The 19168-nt window shown below is 72.1% G+C and carries 18 protein-coding genes and 1 tRNA gene; 12 read left to right on the top strand and 7 right to left on the bottom strand.

From position 1 onward, the window contains the following. The first annotated feature begins 8 nt into the window (after positions 1-8). The 5 genes from GA0070610_RS29225 to GA0070610_RS29205 all read left to right on the top strand — a co-directional run bounded on the left by GA0070610_RS29225 (position 9) and on the right by GA0070610_RS29205 (position 5153). A complete protein-coding gene (locus GA0070610_RS29225; RefSeq protein ID WP_088998274.1) occupies positions 9-788 on the top strand; it encodes a transposase family protein in 780 nt (259 codons plus the stop codon). 170 nt (positions 789-958) lie between these two features. Next, entirely contained in the window at positions 959-2539 is a 1581-nt protein-coding gene (locus GA0070610_RS29220) for a hypothetical protein (protein WP_231925851.1), read from the top strand. Between the two features lie 284 nt (positions 2540-2823). Next, entirely contained in the window at positions 2824-3033 is a 210-nt protein-coding gene (locus GA0070610_RS29215; protein ID WP_077937930.1) for a helix-turn-helix domain-containing protein, read from the top strand. Between the two features lie 16 nt (positions 3034-3049). Further along, positions 3050-4282 carry a tyrosine-type recombinase/integrase gene (locus GA0070610_RS29210; protein ID WP_197697782.1) on the top strand — a complete coding sequence of 411 codons (1233 nt, stop codon included), beginning with the start codon at positions 3050-3052 and terminating at the stop codon, positions 4280-4282. 616 nt (positions 4283-4898) lie between these two features. Beyond that, the gene (locus GA0070610_RS29205) at positions 4899-5153 is read left to right on the top strand and encodes a hypothetical protein (protein ID WP_089003002.1); all 255 of its coding nucleotides are present in this window, start codon (positions 4899-4901) and stop codon (positions 5151-5153) included. Positions 5154-5332: 179 nt separating this feature from the next. On the opposite strand, the gene GA0070610_RS29200 is transcribed toward GA0070610_RS29205, so the two are convergent. Continuing rightward, positions 5333-5419: transfer RNA gene (locus GA0070610_RS29200), tRNA-Ser, on the bottom strand. 75 nt (positions 5420-5494) lie between these two features. Here GA0070610_RS29200 and deoD point away from each other — a divergent pair. From deoD to GA0070610_RS29185, 3 genes are all read left to right on the top strand, one after another. Then, positions 5495-6202, top strand: coding sequence for a purine-nucleoside phosphorylase (gene deoD, locus GA0070610_RS29195; RefSeq protein ID WP_089003001.1), 708 nt, complete (start codon positions 5495-5497; stop codon positions 6200-6202). Between the two features lie 111 nt (positions 6203-6313). Next, positions 6314-6982 carry a TetR/AcrR family transcriptional regulator gene (locus GA0070610_RS29190; protein WP_089003000.1) on the top strand — a complete coding sequence of 223 codons (669 nt, stop codon included), beginning with the start codon at positions 6314-6316 and terminating at the stop codon, positions 6980-6982. After that, a complete protein-coding gene (locus GA0070610_RS29185) occupies positions 6979-7446 on the top strand; it encodes an acyl-CoA thioesterase (RefSeq protein WP_089002999.1) in 468 nt (155 codons plus the stop codon). Before GA0070610_RS29190 ends, GA0070610_RS29185 begins: the two co-directional genes overlap by 4 nt. Before the next feature lie 3 nt (positions 7447-7449). Here GA0070610_RS29185 and GA0070610_RS29180 read toward each other — a convergent pair whose 3' ends face one another. From GA0070610_RS29180 to GA0070610_RS29170, 4 genes are all read right to left on the bottom strand, one after another. Further along, complete coding sequence (locus GA0070610_RS29180; protein WP_172896730.1) at positions 7450-7899, bottom strand: nucleoside deaminase; 450 nt, start codon at positions 7897-7899, stop codon at positions 7450-7452. Between the two features lie 184 nt (positions 7900-8083). After that, on the bottom strand, positions 8084-8611 hold the full coding sequence (locus GA0070610_RS29175; RefSeq protein ID WP_089002997.1) for a tRNA adenosine deaminase-associated protein: 528 nt from the start codon (positions 8609-8611) through the stop codon (positions 8084-8086). A 122-nt stretch (positions 8612-8733) separates the two neighbouring features. Further along, on the bottom strand, positions 8734-8901 hold the full coding sequence (locus tag GA0070610_RS31020; protein WP_172896616.1) for a hypothetical protein: 168 nt from the start codon (positions 8899-8901) through the stop codon (positions 8734-8736). A gap of 141 nt (positions 8902-9042) precedes the next feature. Beyond that, a complete protein-coding gene (locus tag GA0070610_RS29170) occupies positions 9043-9435 on the bottom strand; it encodes a hypothetical protein (RefSeq protein ID WP_392567278.1) in 393 nt (130 codons plus the stop codon). A gap of 60 nt (positions 9436-9495) precedes the next feature. On the opposite strand from GA0070610_RS29170, the gene GA0070610_RS29165 reads away from it, so the two are divergent. From GA0070610_RS29165 to GA0070610_RS29155, 3 genes are all read left to right on the top strand, one after another. Next, a complete protein-coding gene (locus GA0070610_RS29165) occupies positions 9496-10251 on the top strand; it encodes a M23 family metallopeptidase (RefSeq protein ID WP_089002996.1) in 756 nt (251 codons plus the stop codon). Between the two features lie 203 nt (positions 10252-10454). Further along, positions 10455-13358 (top strand): glycosyl hydrolase, encoded by a 2904-nt coding sequence (locus GA0070610_RS29160; RefSeq protein ID WP_231925850.1) that lies wholly within the window; start codon positions 10455-10457, stop codon positions 13356-13358. A gap of 64 nt (positions 13359-13422) precedes the next feature. After that, positions 13423-14499: a PHP domain-containing protein gene (locus GA0070610_RS29155; RefSeq protein ID WP_089002994.1), complete on the top strand. Its 1077-nt coding sequence runs from the start codon at positions 13423-13425 to the stop codon at positions 14497-14499. Here GA0070610_RS29155 and GA0070610_RS29150 read toward each other — a convergent pair. After that, on the bottom strand, positions 14484-15488 hold the full coding sequence (locus GA0070610_RS29150) for a DMT family transporter (RefSeq protein ID WP_172896615.1): 1005 nt from the start codon (positions 15486-15488) through the stop codon (positions 14484-14486). The two genes, GA0070610_RS29155 and GA0070610_RS29150, sit on opposite strands and share 16 nt — an antisense overlap. A gap of 291 nt (positions 15489-15779) precedes the next feature. On the opposite strand from GA0070610_RS29150, the gene GA0070610_RS29145 reads away from it, so the two are divergent. Next, the gene (locus GA0070610_RS29145; protein WP_089002993.1) at positions 15780-17450 is read left to right on the top strand and encodes a DUF885 domain-containing protein; all 1671 of its coding nucleotides are present in this window, start codon (positions 15780-15782) and stop codon (positions 17448-17450) included. Between the two features lie 58 nt (positions 17451-17508). Here GA0070610_RS29145 and GA0070610_RS29140 read toward each other — a convergent pair whose 3' ends face one another. After that, positions 17509-18828, bottom strand: a complete 1320-nt coding sequence (locus GA0070610_RS29140; protein WP_089002992.1) for a hypothetical protein — start codon at positions 18826-18828, stop codon at positions 17509-17511. Between the last annotated feature and the right edge of the window lie 340 nt (positions 18829-19168).

The raw sequence follows: 19168 nt of genomic DNA, 5'->3' as shown, positions 1-19168 counted from the left end.
ATGCCTGGGTGCAGGTGATCTCGGCAGCCCGCCCGGAGTGGATCTTCCCGTTCACCGGGCTGCAGCCCGCCCAGTTCCGTTCGCTGGTCCGGCTGGTCGCCGAGCGCGGCGGTGACGGCATCGCCGACGGCCGGCCGGGCCGGCAGTGGGCCCTCGACCTGCCGGATCGGGTGTTGCTGGTCGCCGCGTACTGGCGTACGAACCTGACGATGCGGCAGATCGGCCCGCTGTTCGGGGTGTCGCACTCCGCCGCGCACCGGGTCATCGACACCCTCGCGCCGCTGCTGGCCCTGGCGCCGGTGCGTAAGCGGCCGGTCGAGCAGATCGCGATCGTCGACGGGACGCTGGTCCCCACCCGCGATCACCGCCTGGCCGCCCGGAGCAAGAACTACCGCTACTCCACCAACCTGCAGGTCGCCATCGACGCCAGCACCCGCCTGGTCATCGCCGTCGGCGACCCGCAGCCCGGCAACCGCAACGACACCATCGTCTACCGCACCTCAGGCATCGCCGAGAAGCTCGACGGGCGGCCGGTGATGGCCGACGGCGGCTACCGCGGCAACCCCGAGGTGATCATCCCGTACCGCAAGCCCACCGACGGCAGCGACCTGCCGGACTGGAAGGAAGCCCTCAACGTCGAACACCGCACCGTCCGAGCAGGGGTCGAACACGCCCTGGCCAGGATGAAGTGCTTCAAGATCCTGCGCGACTACCGCCGCGCCGCCCACACATTGACCGACGCCGCGTCCGGCATCGCTAACCTCCACAACATCATCCTGGCCGGCTGAACGCCGGGCCGGTGCCGGGCAACGCCTCCACCCAGTTACGAGACGTCCCTTAGGGTGATTATTGCTCGCGAGCGACAGGCAAAATGCTGGCGGGGATATCGGCACCCCTGATCACCTGTCCAGGTCCGATGAAGCGTCGAGCAACCAGAAGGCCAGCGGAAGCCGCCCTCGTGGACGGGCTGTTGCCCGACACCTACGTTTCCGCCGGCTCCCTGGTGCACATGGAAGCGGTTTCCGGTGGCCTGCCCACCGCCGCCGACGAAGACTCGCCGCTGCCGATCAGCGCGAGCGCCCTCACCCCCGCCGGCCTAGCCGGGCTCCTCGCCGAACACGCCTATGTCTACAAGGTCAAAACCCGCAAGACCGACGGAGGAAACCCCGAGATGTACGAAGACGAGGTGACCCCGCCCCGCGACATCCTGTCGTCCGTGCTGGCCGGCAAGACCTGGCCCGGCGTACCACCCTTGCGCGGGATCATCGGCGCACCCGTGCTGCGCCGCGACGGCACCCTCTTGCAGCAACCCGGCTACGACCCGCAAACCGGCCTCTACCTCGCCGCAAAGGTCACCCTCCCGCCCGTGCCCGACCAACCCACCCCCGAGCAGGTACGCGACGCACGTACGTTCCTGCTCGGCCAATTCCTGCGAGACTTCCCCTGGGCCAGTGCCGCCGACCGCGCCAACTACGTGGCCTTGCTCGCCACGCCGATCCTGCGGCACTTCACCCGCAGCTTGACCCCGTTCGCGTTGATCGACGCGACCATGCCGTCATCGGGCAAGACCATCCTCACGGCGGGGCCGGGGATGCTCTACGGGCAGCGCGTCATGACCTGGGCCTACTCCGACGAAGAGCTGCGCAAGTCCATCACCGCCGTGTTGGCCGAGCAGGTGGGGGTGGTCATCTGGGACAACCTCGCTGAGGGCACCGTCATCGACTCCCCGGTACTCGCCCAACTCGTCACCTCCGGCGTGTGGTCCGACCGGCAGCTCGGGGCGTCGCGCAACGTGGCCACCGTCAACGACCGGCTGTGGATGGCCACCGGCAACAACCTCCAAGTCGGCGGAGACATGGCCTCCCGCACCGTGCGGGTGCACCTCGACCCGGACATGCCCCGCCCCGAACTGCGCGACCAAGCCGGGTTCGGCATCCCGCACCTCGACCAGTGGATCACCGACCCGGCGAACCAACTCACCGTCCTGTGGCACCTGCTCGTGCTCGTCCTGGACTGGACGCGGCAGGGAGCGCCGAGGGTGTCCGGGCTGTCGATGCGGCAGTTCACCCCCTGGGCGCACCCTCGGCGGGTTCCTCGCCCACCACGGCATCGACGGGTTCCTCACCAACGCCGCCGACATCCGCGAGATCGACGAAGACGAAACGCGCTGGCGCGCGTTCCTCACCTGCTGGCACGACCGCCACGGCAACCGGCCGATGACCGCCGCCGACCTACGCCGCGACGCCGAACCCATGCAGATCGGCAGCGACACCCACGACCCGTGGGACGGGCAGTTCATCACCACCCACAACGGCCGCCTACCCAACCCGCTGCAACTCGGGCGGTTGCTCACCGGGCAAGCCGGGCGGTGGCGCGGCGAACACGTCGTCCGGGCCGGCAAGAACGACCGGGGCGACCGGTCCGTGTTCTGGGTCGAACACCACCAGGGGTGAAACCCGCTGAACCATCTCCGCATCTCCGCAACGCCGCACCAACCCCGCCCCACCAGCGGAAACACCCTGCGGAGATCAGAACCTAGAAGAGCATCGATCTCCGCATCTCCGCAACGCTCTGCGGAGATCACACCCCCTTTGCGGAGATGAACCCCCGGCGGAACTCCGCATCTCCGCAAGCATTCGCCCAGCTCACAGCCATGTTTGCGGAGATGCGGAGATGCGGAGATGGTTCAGCCCTCCCACGGAGAACTACGACCGGCCGGCCACCCGTAGACGACGGCCGGCCCATCGAATCCCGCGCTCGCCACCGCCTACCCGGCCAGCGAGCGCACTGCCCACACTCGGCCAGCAACCACGGGAGAACACCGTGTCCAGCACCGAAAAGCGCGTCGTCCTGACCATCGAGGAAGCCGCCCAGCGACTCGGCATCGGCCGCACCACCATGTACGCCCTCATCAAGGCCGGCCAGATTCGCACCGTCCGGATCGGCCGCCTGCACCGCGTGCCCACCTTCTCCCTCGACGAGTACGTGCGAAGCCTGCTCGGCGACTCGACGCCCCTCGACCGCGCCGCCTGACGAAGGGAGCATGACTGTGGGACGCAGACCCAACGGAGCATCGAGCGTCTACCTCGGCGCTGACGGTTCCTGGCACGGTCGGGTAACCGTCGGCGTCAAGGACGACGGATCACCTGACCGCCGGCATGTCCGGGGCAAGACGGAAGCCGCCGTCATCAAGAAGGTCCGGCTCTTGGAACGGGAGCGAGACAGCGGCACGGTTCGCAAGACCGGCCAGCGCTGGACGGTGAAGACCTGGCTCACGCACTGGGTCGAGAACATCGCTGCCCCGAGCGTCCGGGAGAACACCCTTGCCGGCTACCGGGTGGCGGTCTACCGACACCTCATCCCCGGTCTCGGCGCCCACCGCATCGAGCGCTTGGAGCCCGAGCACCTGGAGCGCTTCTACCGGAAGATGCAGGAGAACGGCAGTGCCCCGGCGACCGCCCACCAGGCGCACCGCACGATCCGTACCGCGCTGAACGAGGCGGTCCGCCGGGGACACCTGGCCAAGAACCCGGCCAGCCTTGCCAAGGCACCACGCCTACCGGAAGGCGAGATCGAGCCGTACACGGTCGCCGAGGTGCAACGGCTGATGGCGGCTACCCGGGGCCGGCGCAACAGCGCGCGGTGGGCGGTCGCGCTCGCCCTCGGCCTGCGCCAGGGGGAAGCCCTCGGCCTGCGCTGGTCAGACGTCAACCTCGACGCCGGGACGCTGACCGTCCGGCGCGGCCGGCAGCGGCCGAGGTGGGAGCACGGGTGCGGCTCACCGTGCGGCCGGAAGCACGGCGGACACTGCCCCGACCGCCGCCAGGTGCGTGCCGACACCGCCGAGACCAAGTCGCGGGCCGGTCGGCGCAGCATCGGGCTCCCCGACGAGCTGGTGGCGCTGCTCCGTAAGCACCGCGACGAACAGGACCAGGAGCGCGCGAACGCCGCCCAGCTCTGGGAGGGTGGCGATTGGCTGTTTGCCACGCCGACCGGCGGCCCGGTCAACCCGCGCACCGACTACGACGAATGGAAGCGACTGCTCCGGCTCGCCGGGCTACGCGACGGCCGGTTGCACGATGCCCGGCACACCGCCGCCACGGTGCTGCTGATCCTCGGCGTCGCCGAACGGGCCGTGATGGGCATCATGGGTTGGTCGAACTCGGCGATGGCGACCCGGTACCAACACCTCACCGCCCAGGTCCGCCGGGACATCGCGACCCGAGTCGGCGGACTGCTCTGGTCGACCTCCTCCGGGCCCAAGAACGATGGGGCCGGCTAGCTCATCTCGGCAAGAGATCATCTCGCGTTCGGAGTCGGCCGGCAAACTGCCGGTCGACTCCGAGCCACTATCACGGCTTTTGTCTGACTTGGCCTAGACGCGCCGAAAAAGCCGTACCGAAAGTTGCGCCCATCGATGTGATCGACCGAAGTATCCACAGGTCGAAAGGGCTGGCGCACAACATACCCACACCACCCTCCACAGGCCCCAAAACAAGATTCATCCCGGCTCATCGATGGCTTTACCACCCCCAAGCAGGGGTTTCTCCGAATGGAACAGGCGTGCGAAGTGCCCGCCGTCGCGCCGTTATCCACAGGCCACGACCCAACCCGAGACCCACTACATGTGGGTACGACATTCTTCCGGCACCACAATATCTGCCACTTTGAGGCGATGACCTTCTTGCTGCCTGCCCCACCGCCGAGTACGGTGACCCGAGCAAGACAGCACGAAGACCCGGCAGGGTGCCGGTTCTCCGGGCAGCCCTACCGGGTCGTCGTCGTTTCTACCTGGCAGTAGACCGGCGACGTTATCACCGGCTGATGTCTCACGCGAGACCTCAGAGGAGTGAAATTCTCCGCAGGTTGCCCGCCGTGCTCAACCGAAAGGAGAGCAAGTGGCGAACAAGGCCGCGAAGCCGTCGTCGGGGGCGAGCAAGCCTGCTGCCCGCCCTGCCGCCAAGCCCGCCGCCCGCCCGGCTGCGAAGCCGGTGGTGGTCAACCCGGGCACCCCCGCTCCCAAGAGCGGTCAGTACAAGCCGGTCAAGGGTGGCCCTGAGGTGACCGTGCCGAAGGGCCACCGGATGCCGCCCACTCCGAACGGCGGCCCGTCGAAGCTGGTCGACCCGACCAAGAACAAGTCCGGCAAGTGATTCCCCCGGCCTAGCTCCGGCTCGGCCACCACGCCCGCCCAGGCGACTGGGCGGGCATGGTGGCCTATTCAGCCAGCTTGCGCGGCTCGACCAAGCCAACTGAGACCGAAACTGAGACCACAAGCGAGGACGCCCGGCCGATCCTCGCGGATCGACCGGGCGTCCTCGCTTGTCACGAGCGGTGGCGGCGGGATTTGAACCCGCGGAGGGCGTAAACCCTCACACGCTTTCGAGGCGTGCTCCTTAGGCCACTCGGACACGCCACCGCCGAGAAGGGTACATGACCCCGGGTTCGGACGCCGAACCGGTATGCCGCGGGGCGGCCTGGCAGGATCCTTGCCATGAGTACGCACATCGGCGCGAAGCCGGGAGAGATCGCCGAGCGGGTCCTGATGCCGGGCGACCCGCTGCGGGCCAAGTGGATCGCGGAGACCTACCTCGAGGGCGCGCAGTGCTACTCGACGGTCCGGGGCATGCTGGGCTTCACCGGCCGCTGGAACGGCGTAGAGGTGTCCGTCCAGGGCTCCGGCATGGGCATGCCCTCCGCCTCGATCTACGCCCACGAGCTGGTCAACGAGTACGGCGTGAAGAGCCTGATCCGGGTCGGCTCCTGCGGGGCCCTGACCGAGGACCTGCGGCTGCGCGACGTGATCGCCGCCATCGGCTCGTCCACCGACTCGAACATGAACCGGATGCGCTTCGACGGGCTGATCGACTACGCCCCGGTGGCCGACTTCGGGCTGCTGCGTACGTCGGTGGAGGTGGCCGAGCGGCGCGGCATCGCGATGCGGGTCGGGCCGATCCTGGCGGCGGACGCCTTCTACACCGACCGCCCGGACCTCTACGACAGCCTCGCCGACTACGGCGTGCTGGCGGTGGAGATGGAGTCGGCGGCGCTCTACACGATCGCCGCCCGGTTCAAGGCCCGCGCGCTGACCCTGCTGACGGTCAGCGACCACATCAAGACCGGCGAGAAGACCACCTCCGAGGAGCGTGAGCAGACCTTCAGCCAGATGGTCGAGATCGCCCTGGACACGATCGTCGCCTGAGTTCCGTCCGGCCGCCGCCCCGTCGTCCTCCCGGACGGCGGGGCGGTTTCGTGACCACGGTCACTTCCGGAAACTATACGAACGGTCGTGCTTATTCATTAGCCTCTGCCCATGACAGCTCACCGGCCGGGCCGACCGTCGTCCGCACCCGACGGACGCGTCGCGCGGGGCGACCGGACGCGCACCGCCGCGCTGGACGCCGCCGTGGTCCTCGCCACCGAGGTCGGCCTGCACGGGCTCTCCCTCGCCCAGCTCGCCGACGCGCTCGGCGTCAGCAAGTCCGGCCTCTTCGCGCACTGGGGCTCCAAGGAGGCGCTCCAGCTCGCCACGATCGACCGGGCCGTCGAGCAGCAGCGGGAACGGGTCATCGAGCCGGCTCTGCGCGCCACCCGGGGCGTACGGCGGCTCTGGGCGCTGCACCAGGCCCGGATCGACTTCTTCGCCGCCCGGGTGCTCCCCGGCGGCTGCTTCTTCGCCAGCGCCGACTTCGAGTACAACGCGCGTCCCGGGCCCGTCCGGGACCGGCTCGCCGAGGCCTTCGGCCGCTGGACCGCGTTCCTCGAACAGCTCGTCCGCGAGGCGGTCGCCGCCGGCGAGCTTCCCGCCGACGTGGACGTCGCGCAACTGGCGTACGAGATCGACGCGCTCGGGATCACCGCCGCGATGCGCTCCCGTCTGCTGGACCCCGACACCGCCTACCGGCACGCCCGCCAGGGCCTGCTGAACCGCCTGCGGGCGCTGTGCCCCGATCCGACCCTGCTACCGGAAGGCATCTCATGAGCCACGCCATCGTCGACCAGCCCGCCGTCGAGTTCGGTCACGTCGCGCACGTCGCGGTGCACTTCGACGACCTCGACGCGTTCGGCCTGCTGCACAACGCCCGGTACGCGGTGCTGCTCGAACGGGCCCTGACCGGCTACTGGGCGGAGCACGGCGTCTCGTTCCAGGGCGGGCGGCACAGCGCGCCGGACGTGTTCCACGCCGTACGCGAGTTCACCATCAGCTACCGGACGCCGGTCACCGGGACCGGCCCCGTGGCGGTGCACTTCTGGCTCGACCACTTCGGCACCAGCAGCGCCCGGTACGCCTACCGGTTCCAGGCGCTGGACGGCGGCACGGTGCACGCGGAGGGCGAGCGGGCGATCGTCCGGCTCGATCCGGCGACCCTGCGCCCCACCCCGTGGACCGACACCGCCCGCGCGGTGGCCGCGACCCTGCTCCGGCCCGCCCCCACCAGCGCCTGAAGGTCAGCGGAAGAAGGCGCGCAGGACGGCGGCGCTCTCCGCCTCCAGGACGCCGCCGTACACCTCCGGCCGGTGGTTGAGCCGGCGGTCGCGCAGCACGTCCCACAGCGATCCGGCCGCCCCGGTCTTGGGCTCCCAGGCGCCGAAGACCACGGTGGACACCCGGGCCAGCACCAGCGCGCCCGCGCACATCGTGCAGGGCTCCAGGGTGACGACGAGGGTGCAGCCGTCGAGCCGCCACCGGCCCAGCCGCTCGGCGGCCCGGCGCAACGCCAGCACCTCGGCGTGCGCGGTCGGGTCGCCGGTCAGTTCCCGCTCGTTGCGCCCGATCGACAGCTCGGTGCCGTCCGGCCCGTAGAGCACGGCGCCGACCGGGATGTCGTCGACGGCGTCGCCGTCCGCGCCGGCGGAGCCGTCAGGGCCGGTCACGGCGACCTCCAGGGCCCGGCGCATCCACAGCTCGTGGCGCTGCCGCCGGCCGGCGCCGTCCGGATCGGCCAGCCCCTCGTGGGCGCCGGGTCCGACCCGGCCCGCCGCGCCCGGGGTCGGCTGCCCGGGGCGTACGGTGCCCAGCGCCGGGTCGGTGGCGTCGGCCGGCTCGGCGCCGCCCGCCCCGGCCCGGCCCGGACCGGCCGGCTCAGACCTCACGCAGTTCCTCGACCTCGTCGGCGCAGCCGAGCACCTGGCACACCTCGGCGGTGACGTCGGCGGGCATCGTGCCCTCCTGCGCGCAGAGGTTGAGCAGCTTCTGCGCGGAGATGCCCAGGTCGGCCAGGAGATCGGCCTCGCCGACCGGGTCGGCCTCGGGGTCGACGGCGGGCTGCTCGGTGTCCTCGTCGCCGCCGCCGGACGGGCGCGGCTCCTCGGTGTCGTCGAGCCCCGTCACCGAGGTCTTCAGGTCCCCGACCAGCAGGGCGCCCAGCCGGGACTCCTCCGCGTAGGCGGAGTCGGAGCCGAAGACCCGCAGGTCCTCGCCCTCGTCCAGGCGCATGATCACCAGGTACGCGTCGTCGGCCTCGACGAAGAGCAGCGACAGGTCGGCGTCCTGGTCGACGTCGCGCAGCCGGTCGGCGACGTCCTCGATGTCGGTGGTGCCCCGCAGGTTCACCTCGGCGGCCGTCCAACCGCTGTCGTCACGCACGACGGCCGCAGCGAAGTACGACACGGTTCCCCCAAAAGAGCCTCGACAGGCCGACCCGTTACGCGTGCACGTTAGCCGGTCGGGTCGGCAGGCGACCGGTCAACGCCCCGAAGGGCCGGTCGTTCCTGGGGAAAGTCTGCCGGTCGTCAGCCGGCGACCCGGCGGCGGGTGGCGATCAGCTCCCGCAGGCGATCGGTGCGCACCCGTTGCGGCCGTACGCGCTGGCGTACCGCCCGGGCGCCCGCCAACTCGGCGAGGAGCTGCTGGCGACGGCGGCTGCGCTCGGGATCGAGCCGCGGAGTGGTCCAGGCCATACCGCCGAGGGTGCCGAGTTCCGGCGGCCACGTCAAGACGGGATTCGCTGCGCAGCCGCCCCGCGACGCAGCGCAGCCGCAGGCCTGCCGGAGCGGGCCCGGGGAGGGGCCGGAGCCGGTCGCGGACGGGCCGGCCCCGGCTCACCAGAGCGGCCAGTCCCCGCTCGACGCCCACCGCGCCACCACGATGGCGGCGGCGATGCTCCACCCACCGGCGGTGACGATCGCGACCCCGGTGGCCACCCCACGGTCACCCGCGCGGACCAGCAGCAGCGCGACGAGCCAGGCCAGCCCGCCGGCCAGCAGCGTCCACCAGGCGTAGCCGGCGACGCCGCGACCGAGCAGGCCGAACAGGAGCAGCCACACGGTCGTCACGGCGGCGCCGGAGGCGACGCCGGCGCCGGTGACCGGGTGCGGTTCGCGGTAGGTGGGCTGCGTCGGCGGCCCGGACGGGAAGAGCCCCGAGGGCACCCGTGGTGCCGGCCGGAACCCGGCACCCGGCTCGGGCGGGAAGGCGTACCCTCCGGTCGTCACCGACCCCTCCCCTCCGCCGTGGACCTCGTCCCACCGTACCGACTCTGCCAGGATGACCGGATGCCCTCGCCGACGATCGGACGCCGCGCGCGCCCGGCGTACCCGGTCCTGCTGGTGCTCGTGCCGGTCCTGGCCGCCGGCTGCGCGACGACCCGGCCCGGGACGACGCCCGGCGCTCCGCGCCCGAGCCTGCCGGCGACGGCCGGGCAGCCGGCGGCCGCGACCCCGGCTCCGGCCGGCACCCCGACGGCCGTCGCCCCGAGCGGCCCGTCGGCCGCGCCGACCCGCGCCGGGCTGCCGCACGTCTTTCCGGTACGCGCGGCGAACGTCGCCTACCACCCGACCCACTCGGCCTACCCGGGGACGGACATCTTCGCCGACTGCGGCGAGCCGGTCGTGGCGGTGACCGACGGCGTGCTGCTGGAGGTCAGCCGGGTCGACCGGTTCGACAGGCGCGGGCCCCGGGGGCCGCACAACGGCGGGCTGTCGGTGTCGCTGCTCGGCGACGACGGGGTGCGCTACTACGGCTCGCACCTGCGCCGCATCGCCGACGGGATCGATGCCGGGGTGCGGGTGCGCGCCGGGCAGCGGCTCGGCGAGGTGGGCCGCACCGGGAATGCGAACAACGTCTGCCACCTGCACTTCGGCATCTCCCCGCCGTGCACCGGGCGGGACGGCTGGTGGATCCGCCGGGGCGTGGTCTGGCCGGCGCCCTACCTGAACTCGTGGCGGCGCAAGGGCAACAAGGAACCGGCCGCCGAGGTGGCCGCCTGGCACCGCCGCAACGGCTGTCCCAAGGCGCCGCCCGCCGGCTGACGGAGCACTCCGTTTGTCGTCATCAGCGCTTCATCGGGCGGAAACATTGACGGGAGTCTCGGCGCTGGGCTAGCGTCCCGCTTCAAGAGAGCGCTCTCTCAAGTAACTTTCCGCACAATTCGCCGCAGAATGCGCCCGTCCCCGACCGGCGCCACCCGACCGGAGGCACAGTGACACCTCCTGCGACACGCCGTACCTGGGCCGTGGCGGCCACCTCCGCCCTCGCCCTCGTCCTCGGCGGCCTCGCCGTCGTGACCACCACCCCCGCCCAGGCCGCCACCGTCGGCGCCGGCAGCTACACCACCGACCGCGTGGGCCCCCTGCCCAGCGGTTGCGGAGACATGACCACCAACCCCCGGCAGTTCGCCACCGCCGACGCGCCGCCCGGGCCGATCCCCACCAACGACTGGTGGTCGTCGCTGCTGTGGAAGCGGACCAACTGCTCCTACAGCGAGCCGCTGCACGCGCACCCCGTCTCCTACCAGGCCTTCGGCGACGGCCTCGGCCTCTCGGCCACCTCCACCCCCACGATCACCGGCACCGCCACCGGGGTCGGCGAGTTCAAGTACACGTACTCCGAGGACATCCGCGTCGGCCTCGCCGCGCTCGGCGCCCCCGTCGTCAAGGTCGACGGCTGGACCGACTGGACGGTCACCCCGTACTGGAACGACGGCGCCCGGACCATGCGCGCCACCATCGGCCACGGCCTGCCGTTCGCGTACTTCCGCGCCAGCGGCGGCGACGCGTTGATCAACGCCACCGGGGGCGGTGCCACGGTCTGGTCGAACAGCGGCGCCACCATCGGCTTCACCGTCCGGGGGCACGACTACGTCGCGTACGCGCCCACCGGCGCCACCTGGTCCGTCAACGGCGGCCGGATCACCTCCAACCTGGCCGGTAAGGGCTACTTCTCGGTCGCCCTGCTGCCCACCACGCCGAGCACCGACGCCGCGTCCCGCGCCGAACTGGCCACCACCTACGGCCGGTACGCCCACGCCCACGTCACCGGCACCCGCGTCTCGTACGCGTACGACCAGGCGACCAGCACCGTCAACACCACGTACGCGTTCACCACGACCGCCCGGGAGGGCACGGCGAACCGGACGGTCGTCAGCCTCTACCCGCACCAGTGGCGGTCGCTGACGGACGCCACCCCGCTGGCGCTCACCTACCCGTCGGCGCGCGGCCGGATGAAGGTGCTCACCGGCGTGGACGCGTTCCGCACCTCGATGAAGTTCAACGGGGTGCTGCCCGAGGTGCCGGCCGTCGCGACCGGCAACGGCGCGGACCTGAGCACGCTGCGCAGCCACCTGGCGGCGGTCCGGGGCAACCCGATGGACCAGCGCGGCGGCGACACCTACTGGACGGGCAAGGGCCTGGGCCGGGCCGCCCGCATCGCCGAGATCGCCGACCAGGTCGGCGACGCCGAGACCCGTACCGCCGCGCTGAACGCCATCCGGAGCACGCTCACCGACTGGCTCACCGCGACGCCCGGGGAGACCGCGAAGCTCTTCCACTACGACCGCAACTGGGGAACCCTGATCGGCTACCCGGCGTCGTACGGCTCCGACCAGGAGCTCAACGACCACCACTTCCACTACGGCTACTACATCGCCGCCGCCGCCACACTGGCCAAGTTCGACCCGGCCTGGGCCCGGCAGGACCAGTACGGCGGCATGATCGACCTGCTGATCCGGGACGCGAACAACTACGACCGCAGCGACAACCGCTTCCCGTACCTGCGCGACTTCGACATCTACGCCGGGCACGACTGGGCGGCCGGGCACGGCTCGTTCCACGCCGGCAACAACCAGGAGTCCTCGTCCGAGGGGATGAACTTCGCCAACGCCCTCATCCAGTGGGGACAGGCCACCGGCAACACCGCCGTACGCGACGCCGGCATCTTCATCCACACCACGCAGGCCGCGGCGATCCACGAGTACTGGTTCGACGTGACGAACGAGAACTACCCGGCGGCCTTCGGGCACTCCACGGTCGGCATGGTCTGGGGTGATGGCGGCGCGTACGCCACCTGGTTCAGCGCCGACCCGGAAATGATCCAGGGCATCAACATGCTCCCGGTCACCGGCGGGCACCTCTACCTCGGCCAGTACCCGGCGTCCAACCGGACGAACTACCAGGAGCTGGTGCGCAACAACGGCGGCGAACCGACGGTGTGGCAGGACATCCTCTGGCAGTTCCTGGCGCTCGGCGACCCGGACGCGGCGCTGGCGAAGCTCCGCGCGAACCCCGGGTACACGCCGGAGGAGGGCGAGAGCCGGGCGCACACCTTCCACTGGATCCGCAACCTCGCCGCCCTCGGGACGGTGCACACCCCGGTCACGGCCAACCACCCGCTGGCAGCGGTGTTCCAGCGCAACGGCGCGCGCACCTACGTGGCGAGCAACATCACCGCCGCACCGCTGACGGTCACGTTCTCCGACGGCACCCGGCTCGCCGTACCCGCCGGAAAGACGGCGACCAGCGGGGCGTACACCTGGAGCGGTGGCACCGCGACCGGCGGGGTCACCGGCACGCCGCCGCCCACGACCACCCCGCCCACCACGGCCCCGCCGACGACGGCCCCGCCCACCACGGCTCCGCCGACGACCCCGCCGCCCACCACCCCGCCGCCGGCGGACTTCCCCACCCGGTACCTGCTGCCGAACGGCGGACTGGCCGCGGCCGGCGGCCCGGCGACCGCCACGGTGGCCGGCGCGGGCGGCGCGAACCACGACGGAACGCCGAGCAACCCGCAGGTGTTCACCGCGACGGGCCTGGACCTGGCGTACGCCGGCGGACAGACCGCGTTCGACCTGTTCCTCGACGCCGGCACCGCGGTCGGCAACGGAGTGCAGGTACGCGTCTCCTACGACCTGACCGGCAACGGCAGCTGGGAGCGGGTGGAGACCTACCGGTACTTCGCCACCGACCCGGTACCCGGCTACGAGCGCTACACCCAGCAGAGCGGCCTGCACTCCGCCACCGGCGCCCTCGGCAACCTGTCGAACGGCACCGTACGGGTGGAGGTCTGGTCGGCGATCGGCAACAATCCGACCACGGTCGGCATCGGCGACAGGTCGCTGGTGAAGCTCCCGCACTCCTGATCCCGAGACCCTCCGCGCCGCCGGTCGTCCGACGACCGGCGGCGCGGAGGCGTATTTTCCATGCATGAGCGCCCGGGACCCCATCGCCGACCTGCGCCGCATCGCCTTCCTCCTCGAACGCGCCAACGAGGCGACCTACCGGGTCCGGGCGTTCCGGTCGGCGGCCACGGCCCTCGCCGCGCTGCCGGGCAGCGAGGTGGCCGAGCGGGCCCGCACCGGCAAGCTCACGGAGCTGTCCGGCGTCGGCGACGTCACCGCCCGCTGCGTGGCCGAGTCGCTCGCCGGCGAAGAGCCGGTCTACCTGCGCCGGCTGCTCGCCACGGAAGGCACCGACCTGGACGCGGCGGCCACCGCGCTGCGCACCGCGCTGCGCGGCGACTGCCACACCCACTCGGACTGGTCCGACGGCGGCTCACCCATCGAGGAAATGGCGCTCGCGGCGGTCGAACTCGGCCACGAGTACGTGGTGCTGACCGACCACTCCCCCCGGCTGAAGGTGGCCCGGGGCCTGACCGCCGACCGGCTGCGCCGGCAGCTCGACCACGTGGCGAAGGTCAACGAGGCGCTGCCGGAGGGCTTCCGCATCCTGACCGGCATCGAGGTGGACATCCTCGCGGACGGGTCGCTCGACCAGGACGAGGAGCTGCTGGCCCGCCTCGACGTGGTGGTCGGCTCGGTGCACAGCGGCCTGAACGACGAGCGGGCGAAGATGACCCGGCGGATGCTGACCGCCATCGCCAACCCGCACCTGGACATCCTCGGCCACTGCACCGGGCGGATGGTGTCGTCCCGGCCCGCCGGGGTGAAGGGGCCGGGCGACCGGGCGCACCGGCCGCGTACCCGGGCGGAGAGCGACTTCGACGCCGACGCCGTCTTCGCCGCCTGCACCGAGCACGGCGTGGCCGTCGAGATCAACTCTCGGCCGGAGCGGCAGGACCCGCCGAAGCGGCTGATCCGCCGGGCGCTGGAGGCGGGCTGCGACTTCGCCATCGACACCGACGCGCACGCCCCCGGGCAGCTCGACTGGCAGCGGTTCGGCTGCGAGCGCGCCGCCCTGTGCGGGGTGCCCGCCGACCGGGTCGTCAACACGTGGGACGCCGACCGGCTGATGGACTGGGCCCGCGCTCACGCCACCGGCTGACCCGCCTGCCGCCGTACCTTCTGGACGGTGCTCTCGCGGCGGCCCGCCGGCCCGGCGACGTCGGCGGGTGCGGGCCGGCGGCCGATCAGGCCCTGGGAGACGGCGACGCCGAACAGCACGACGAGCGCGCCCACCGGCTGGTGCCAGGTCAGCCGCTCGTCGAGGGCCAGGGCGCCGATCAGCACTGCGAACACCGGCACCAGGTAGGTCACGGTGGAGGCGGTGCTCGCCCCGGCGAGCCGGATGTTGCGCAGGTTGATGACGAAGGCCAGGCCGGTGCCGAGCGCGCCGAGCGCGAGCACGCTGGCGAGCACCTCGGCCGAGAGGCCGGTCGGCGCCGGGGGCGCCCCCGCCACCAGCGGCGCGACGACCGCGAGCTGGGCGGTCGCGACCAGCAGCTGCGCCGCCGAGAGGGAGAGCCCGGAGTGCGCGCTGCCCGCGACGAACTTCTTCTGGTACGGGATGGCGACCCCGTAGCAGGCGGCCGCGCCCAGGCACATGAGCTGCCCGGTGAAGTGCGCCCCGCCCACCCCCTGCCAGACCCCGAGCACCACCAGCACCCCCGCGAAGCCCAGCGTCATCCCGACCGCCCGGCGTGCGGTCAGCCGCTCGGTGCGGAACACCAGCACGGCCAGCGGCAGCACGATGAGCGGGGTGGTGGCGTTCCAGATGCCCGCGAGCATGGACTCGACGCGCTGCTCGCCGTAGCCGAAGAGGGTGAACGGCACGGCGACGCCGAACGCGGCGACCACGGTCAGGTGCGCCCAGACGCGGGGCTCGGCGGGCAGCCGGTCGCGGAGCACGGCGAGCACCACCAGCAGGGTCACCGCGCCGGCGCCGACCCGGTAGAGAGTGAGGTGCAGCGGGTGCAGCTCGCCGATGCTGATCTTGATGAACAGGAAGCTGGAGCCCCAGATGGCGGCCAGTGCGAGGAACCCGGGCAGCCAGCTCCGCAGCGCCGCGCGGTCAGGAGTGGAATCCACTGTCACCCCTGACACTCTGCCGCAGCCGTACGACGAAGTCCTGCGACTTTCTCCACGCCGTGTCGACCACCACAGGAACCGCCTACGCTGCTGGCGCGTCGACCACCCCGAGGAGGTGCACGCCGTGGCGACGCCGATGCGTTTCGACCCGCTCGTCGACCTCGACGGGAGGTTGGGCATGACGCCCGTCGAGGTCGGCACGGACACGTTCCGATCGACTTCGACCCCGCCGACTGCTGCCCTGAACACGCAGAACGCGTTCGACAACCCGGCGGTGCCCTCACGTAGGGTCGCAGCGTGGGACGAATCGATGACCTCGCGAACCGCTACGTGGCCGACTGGGCGCCGCTGAGCCCGATCGGCGCCACCTACGTCGGCATCGCCGGCTACGACGACCAGCTCGACGACCTGTCGCCCGACGGCTACACGGCCCGGGCGGAGCTGATCCGGCAGACGCTGACCGACCTGGACGTGACCGAGCCGGAGTCGGAGGCGGAGCGGACCGCCAAGGAGGCCATGCAGGAACGCCTCGGCCTCGACCTCGCCCGCTACGACGCCGGAGAGGCGAGCAGCGAGGTCAACGTGATCTCCAGCGGTCTGCACGAGGTCCGCATGGTCTTCGACCTGATGCCGACCGAGGGCGACGACGCGAAGGCCAACGTGGCGGCCCGGCTCAACCGCTTCGCCAGCACCCTGGAGGGCTACAAGACGACGCTGCGTGAGGCGGCCGCCGCCGGCCACGTCAGCGCCCGCGTGCAGCTCGTCGAGGTCGCCAAGCAGTGCGACGTCTGGGTCGACCCGGACGGCGACAACTTCTTCCACGGTCTGGTCGAGCGGCTGGGCGCGGACGGCACCCTCGGCGCCGAGCTGCGGCGGGGCGCTGCGGCGGCGACCGCGGCGACGGCCGAGTTCGGCCAGTTCCTCCGCACCGAGCTGGCCCCGCTCGGCCGGGAGAAGCAGGCCGCGGGCCGCGAGCGCTACGAGCTGGCCTCGCAGTACTTCCTCGGCGCCAGGGTCGACCTCGACGAGACGTACGCCTGGGGCTTCGAGGAGCTGGCCCGGCTCGAGGCCGACATGCGGACGGTGTCCGGCCGGATCGTCGGCCCCGGCGCCACCATCGACGAGGCGGTCGCGGCGCTGGACGCCGACCCGGCCCGGACGATCCAGGGCAAGGAGGCGTTCCGGGACTGGATGCAGGCCCTCGCCGACAAGGCCATCGACGAGCTGAACGGCACCCACTTCGACATCCCCGAGCAGGTCCGCCGCATCGAGTGCTGCCTGGCCCCGACGAGCGACGGCGCGATCTACTACACCGGCCCGAGCGAGGACTTCTCCCGTCCCGGCCGGATGTGGTGGGCGGTGCCGCAGGGCATCACCGACTTCTCCACCTGGCGCGAGGTGACCACCGTCTTCCACGAGGGCGTCCCGGGTCACCACCTCCAGGTCGCCCAGACCGCCGTACGGGCCGAGCTGCTCAACCGGTGGCAGCGGCTGCTCTGCTGGGTCTCCGGGCACGGCGAGGGCTGGGCGCTCTACGCGGAGCGGCTGATGGACGAGCTGGGCTACCTGGAGGACCCGGGCGACAAGCTCGGCATGCTCGACGGCCAGGCATTCCGGGCCGCCCGCGTCATCGTCGACATCGGCATGCACCTGGAGCTGGAGATCCCGAAGGACAACCCGTTCGACTTCCACCCGGGCGAGCGCTGGACGCCGGAGCTGGGCTGGGAGTTCATGCGGGCGCACTGCCGGGTGCCGGACGAGAACCTGCGCTTCGAGCTGAACCGCTACCTCGGCTGGCCGGGGCAGGCTCCCTCCTACAAGGTGGGCGAGCGGATCTGGCTCCAGGCCCGCGACGAGGCGAAGGCCCGCAAGGGCGCCGACTTCGACCTCAGGGAGTTCCACCGCCAGGCGCTCGACCTCGGCTCGCTGGGGCTCGACCCGTTGCGCAAGGCGCTCGCCCGCCTCTGAGGGGGGCGGTGCGGGGCCGGAGGGACGCCGGCCCCGCACCGGGTGGTGGGGAGTGCGGTCAGGGAAGGGTCAGCTTCAACGCCGGCTGGGCGGTCAGCGTGTCGCTGCTGACGTACGCCAGGTCCATGGCCGGGTCGGTGAAGGTGATCGGCACCGGTGACGTGACCGGCAGGCCGTCGGGGAGCGGCAGGTCCGGCGTCAGGGTGATCTCGACGCCGAGCAGCCGCCCGACGAAGCGGGTGGCGTAGAAGGCGACGTCGCCCTGCACCGTCAGCTCGTCCGTGGCGAAGCGCATCGTCCGGCCGGCCGGCCCGGGCGCGCGGAGCAGGAAGTCGTCGGTGACCGCCCGGTCCATGGTGAACTTCAGGGCCCGCAGGCGGCCGTCGGCGGTGGGCAGGTCGACGATGCCCTCGAACCGCAGCCCGTACATCGTCACCTTCGAGCCGGTGAGCTTCGACGGAACCGCCGCCACCACCGGCTGCCCCGGGTCGGGGGCGATTCGCGGCAGCGGCGTGCCCGGCGGCGTCTCCCCGATCGGGCTCGGCTTCGGACCGGCCGGGACGCACCCATGGTCGGGGTCGGTCGGATGCTCGCCGGGCCGTCCGGTCGGGGTGGGGCGGACGCTCGGGCCGGTGGTCGGCGTGCCGCTGGCGGTCGGTGTGGGGCCGAGGCTCGGCGTGGCCGACGGCGTCGCCCCTGCGGCTGCCTTCTCGTCCTCGTCCCGGCCGCCGTCGGAGAGCTGCCCGACGCCGTCCAGGATGTGGCCGACGATGCCGCCTCGCGAGGGCGACGGGCTGGGACCGACCGGGGCGGTGGCCGACGCGCTCGGCGTGCCGACCGGGGCGGTGGCCGACGCGCTCGGCGTGCCGACCGGGGCGGTGGCCGACGCGCTCGGCGTGCCGGCCGGGGCCGGCGGCGTCCCGCCCGGACCGGGAGTCGTGGTCGGGCAGGCGGGAGCCGACGGCGCGGCCGCGCCCACCGGCGTCGGGCCGGGGGCGGCGAGGGCCACGGCGGCCGCCAGGCCGAGCAACACCGGAAGCACGGCGTACGAGATGTGGCCGCTCCGCCCGCCGCCCGACCGGGAGGGCCCGTCGACCAGTCCGGCCTCCACCGCCATCGGCCGGGCCCACCCGGCGCGCGCCGACAGCGACTCGGCGGGCACGGCACCGACCGGCATCGGTCCGGCGTCGACCGGGACCGACTCGACCGGCGCCGGTCCGGCAGGGACGGCGTCGACCGGTGCCGGCTCGGCGGGTGGAGCGTCGGACCGGGGGGACGGGACGAGACCGGCGTCCGGCATCCGGGCGGAACCGGCTGGGAGCATCGCCGCGAAGCGCTGCCACCGGGGCCGGCCCTGGTTGTCGAACCGATCCCGCACGGGTCTCCTCCTCGGCGATGTCGCGCAGACAGCCGGTCGGCGAGGTGGCGGCCCCGCACCTGCCCTCACCCCTATTACCAGCGGGTAACGATGTGTCGATGATGCTGCTCCTGCGCGCCACGGCCCACAAGACCCCGACCGCGCCCGCAAGCGGTTCCCGATCCGCACGAGGAGACGCCTCGGTGACCCAGAGTGGACCACATCGACCCGTGGACGCCCAGACGAAGCGACCATGCAAGACAAATTGCGCACGGATCGATCACCATGGGTGGTGATCCATCGATGTATCACGATTCAGTAACGGGGCCGTCGCGCACAGCAGACGGCGAAGGGGTGGACC

The organism is Micromonospora echinofusca, from assembly GCF_900091445.1.
Lineage (GTDB): Bacteria > Actinomycetota > Actinomycetes > Mycobacteriales > Micromonosporaceae > Micromonospora > Micromonospora echinofusca.
This window is presented reverse-complemented; position numbering and strand designations above follow the sequence as displayed.

Coding starts and splice junctions, on each gene's coding strand:
- GA0070610_RS29155 (WP_089002994.1), top strand. CDS start 13,423: ATGAGCGCCCGGGACCCCATCGCCGACCTGCGCCGCATCGCCTTCCTC.
- GA0070610_RS29165 (WP_089002996.1), top strand. CDS start 9,496: ATGCCCTCGCCGACGATCGGACGCCGCGCGCGCCCGGCGTACCCGGTC.
- GA0070610_RS29185 (WP_089002999.1), top strand. CDS start 6,979: ATGAGCCACGCCATCGTCGACCAGCCCGCCGTCGAGTTCGGTCACGTC.
- GA0070610_RS29190 (WP_089003000.1), top strand. CDS start 6,314: ATGACAGCTCACCGGCCGGGCCGACCGTCGTCCGCACCCGACGGACGC.
- deoD (WP_089003001.1), top strand. CDS start 5,495: ATGAGTACGCACATCGGCGCGAAGCCGGGAGAGATCGCCGAGCGGGTC.
- GA0070610_RS29180 (WP_172896730.1), bottom strand. CDS start 7,899: ATGCGCCGGGCCCTGGAGGTCGCCGTGACCGGCCCTGACGGCTCCGCC.
- GA0070610_RS31020 (WP_172896616.1), bottom strand. CDS start 8,901: ATGGCCTGGACCACTCCGCGGCTCGATCCCGAGCGCAGCCGCCGTCGC.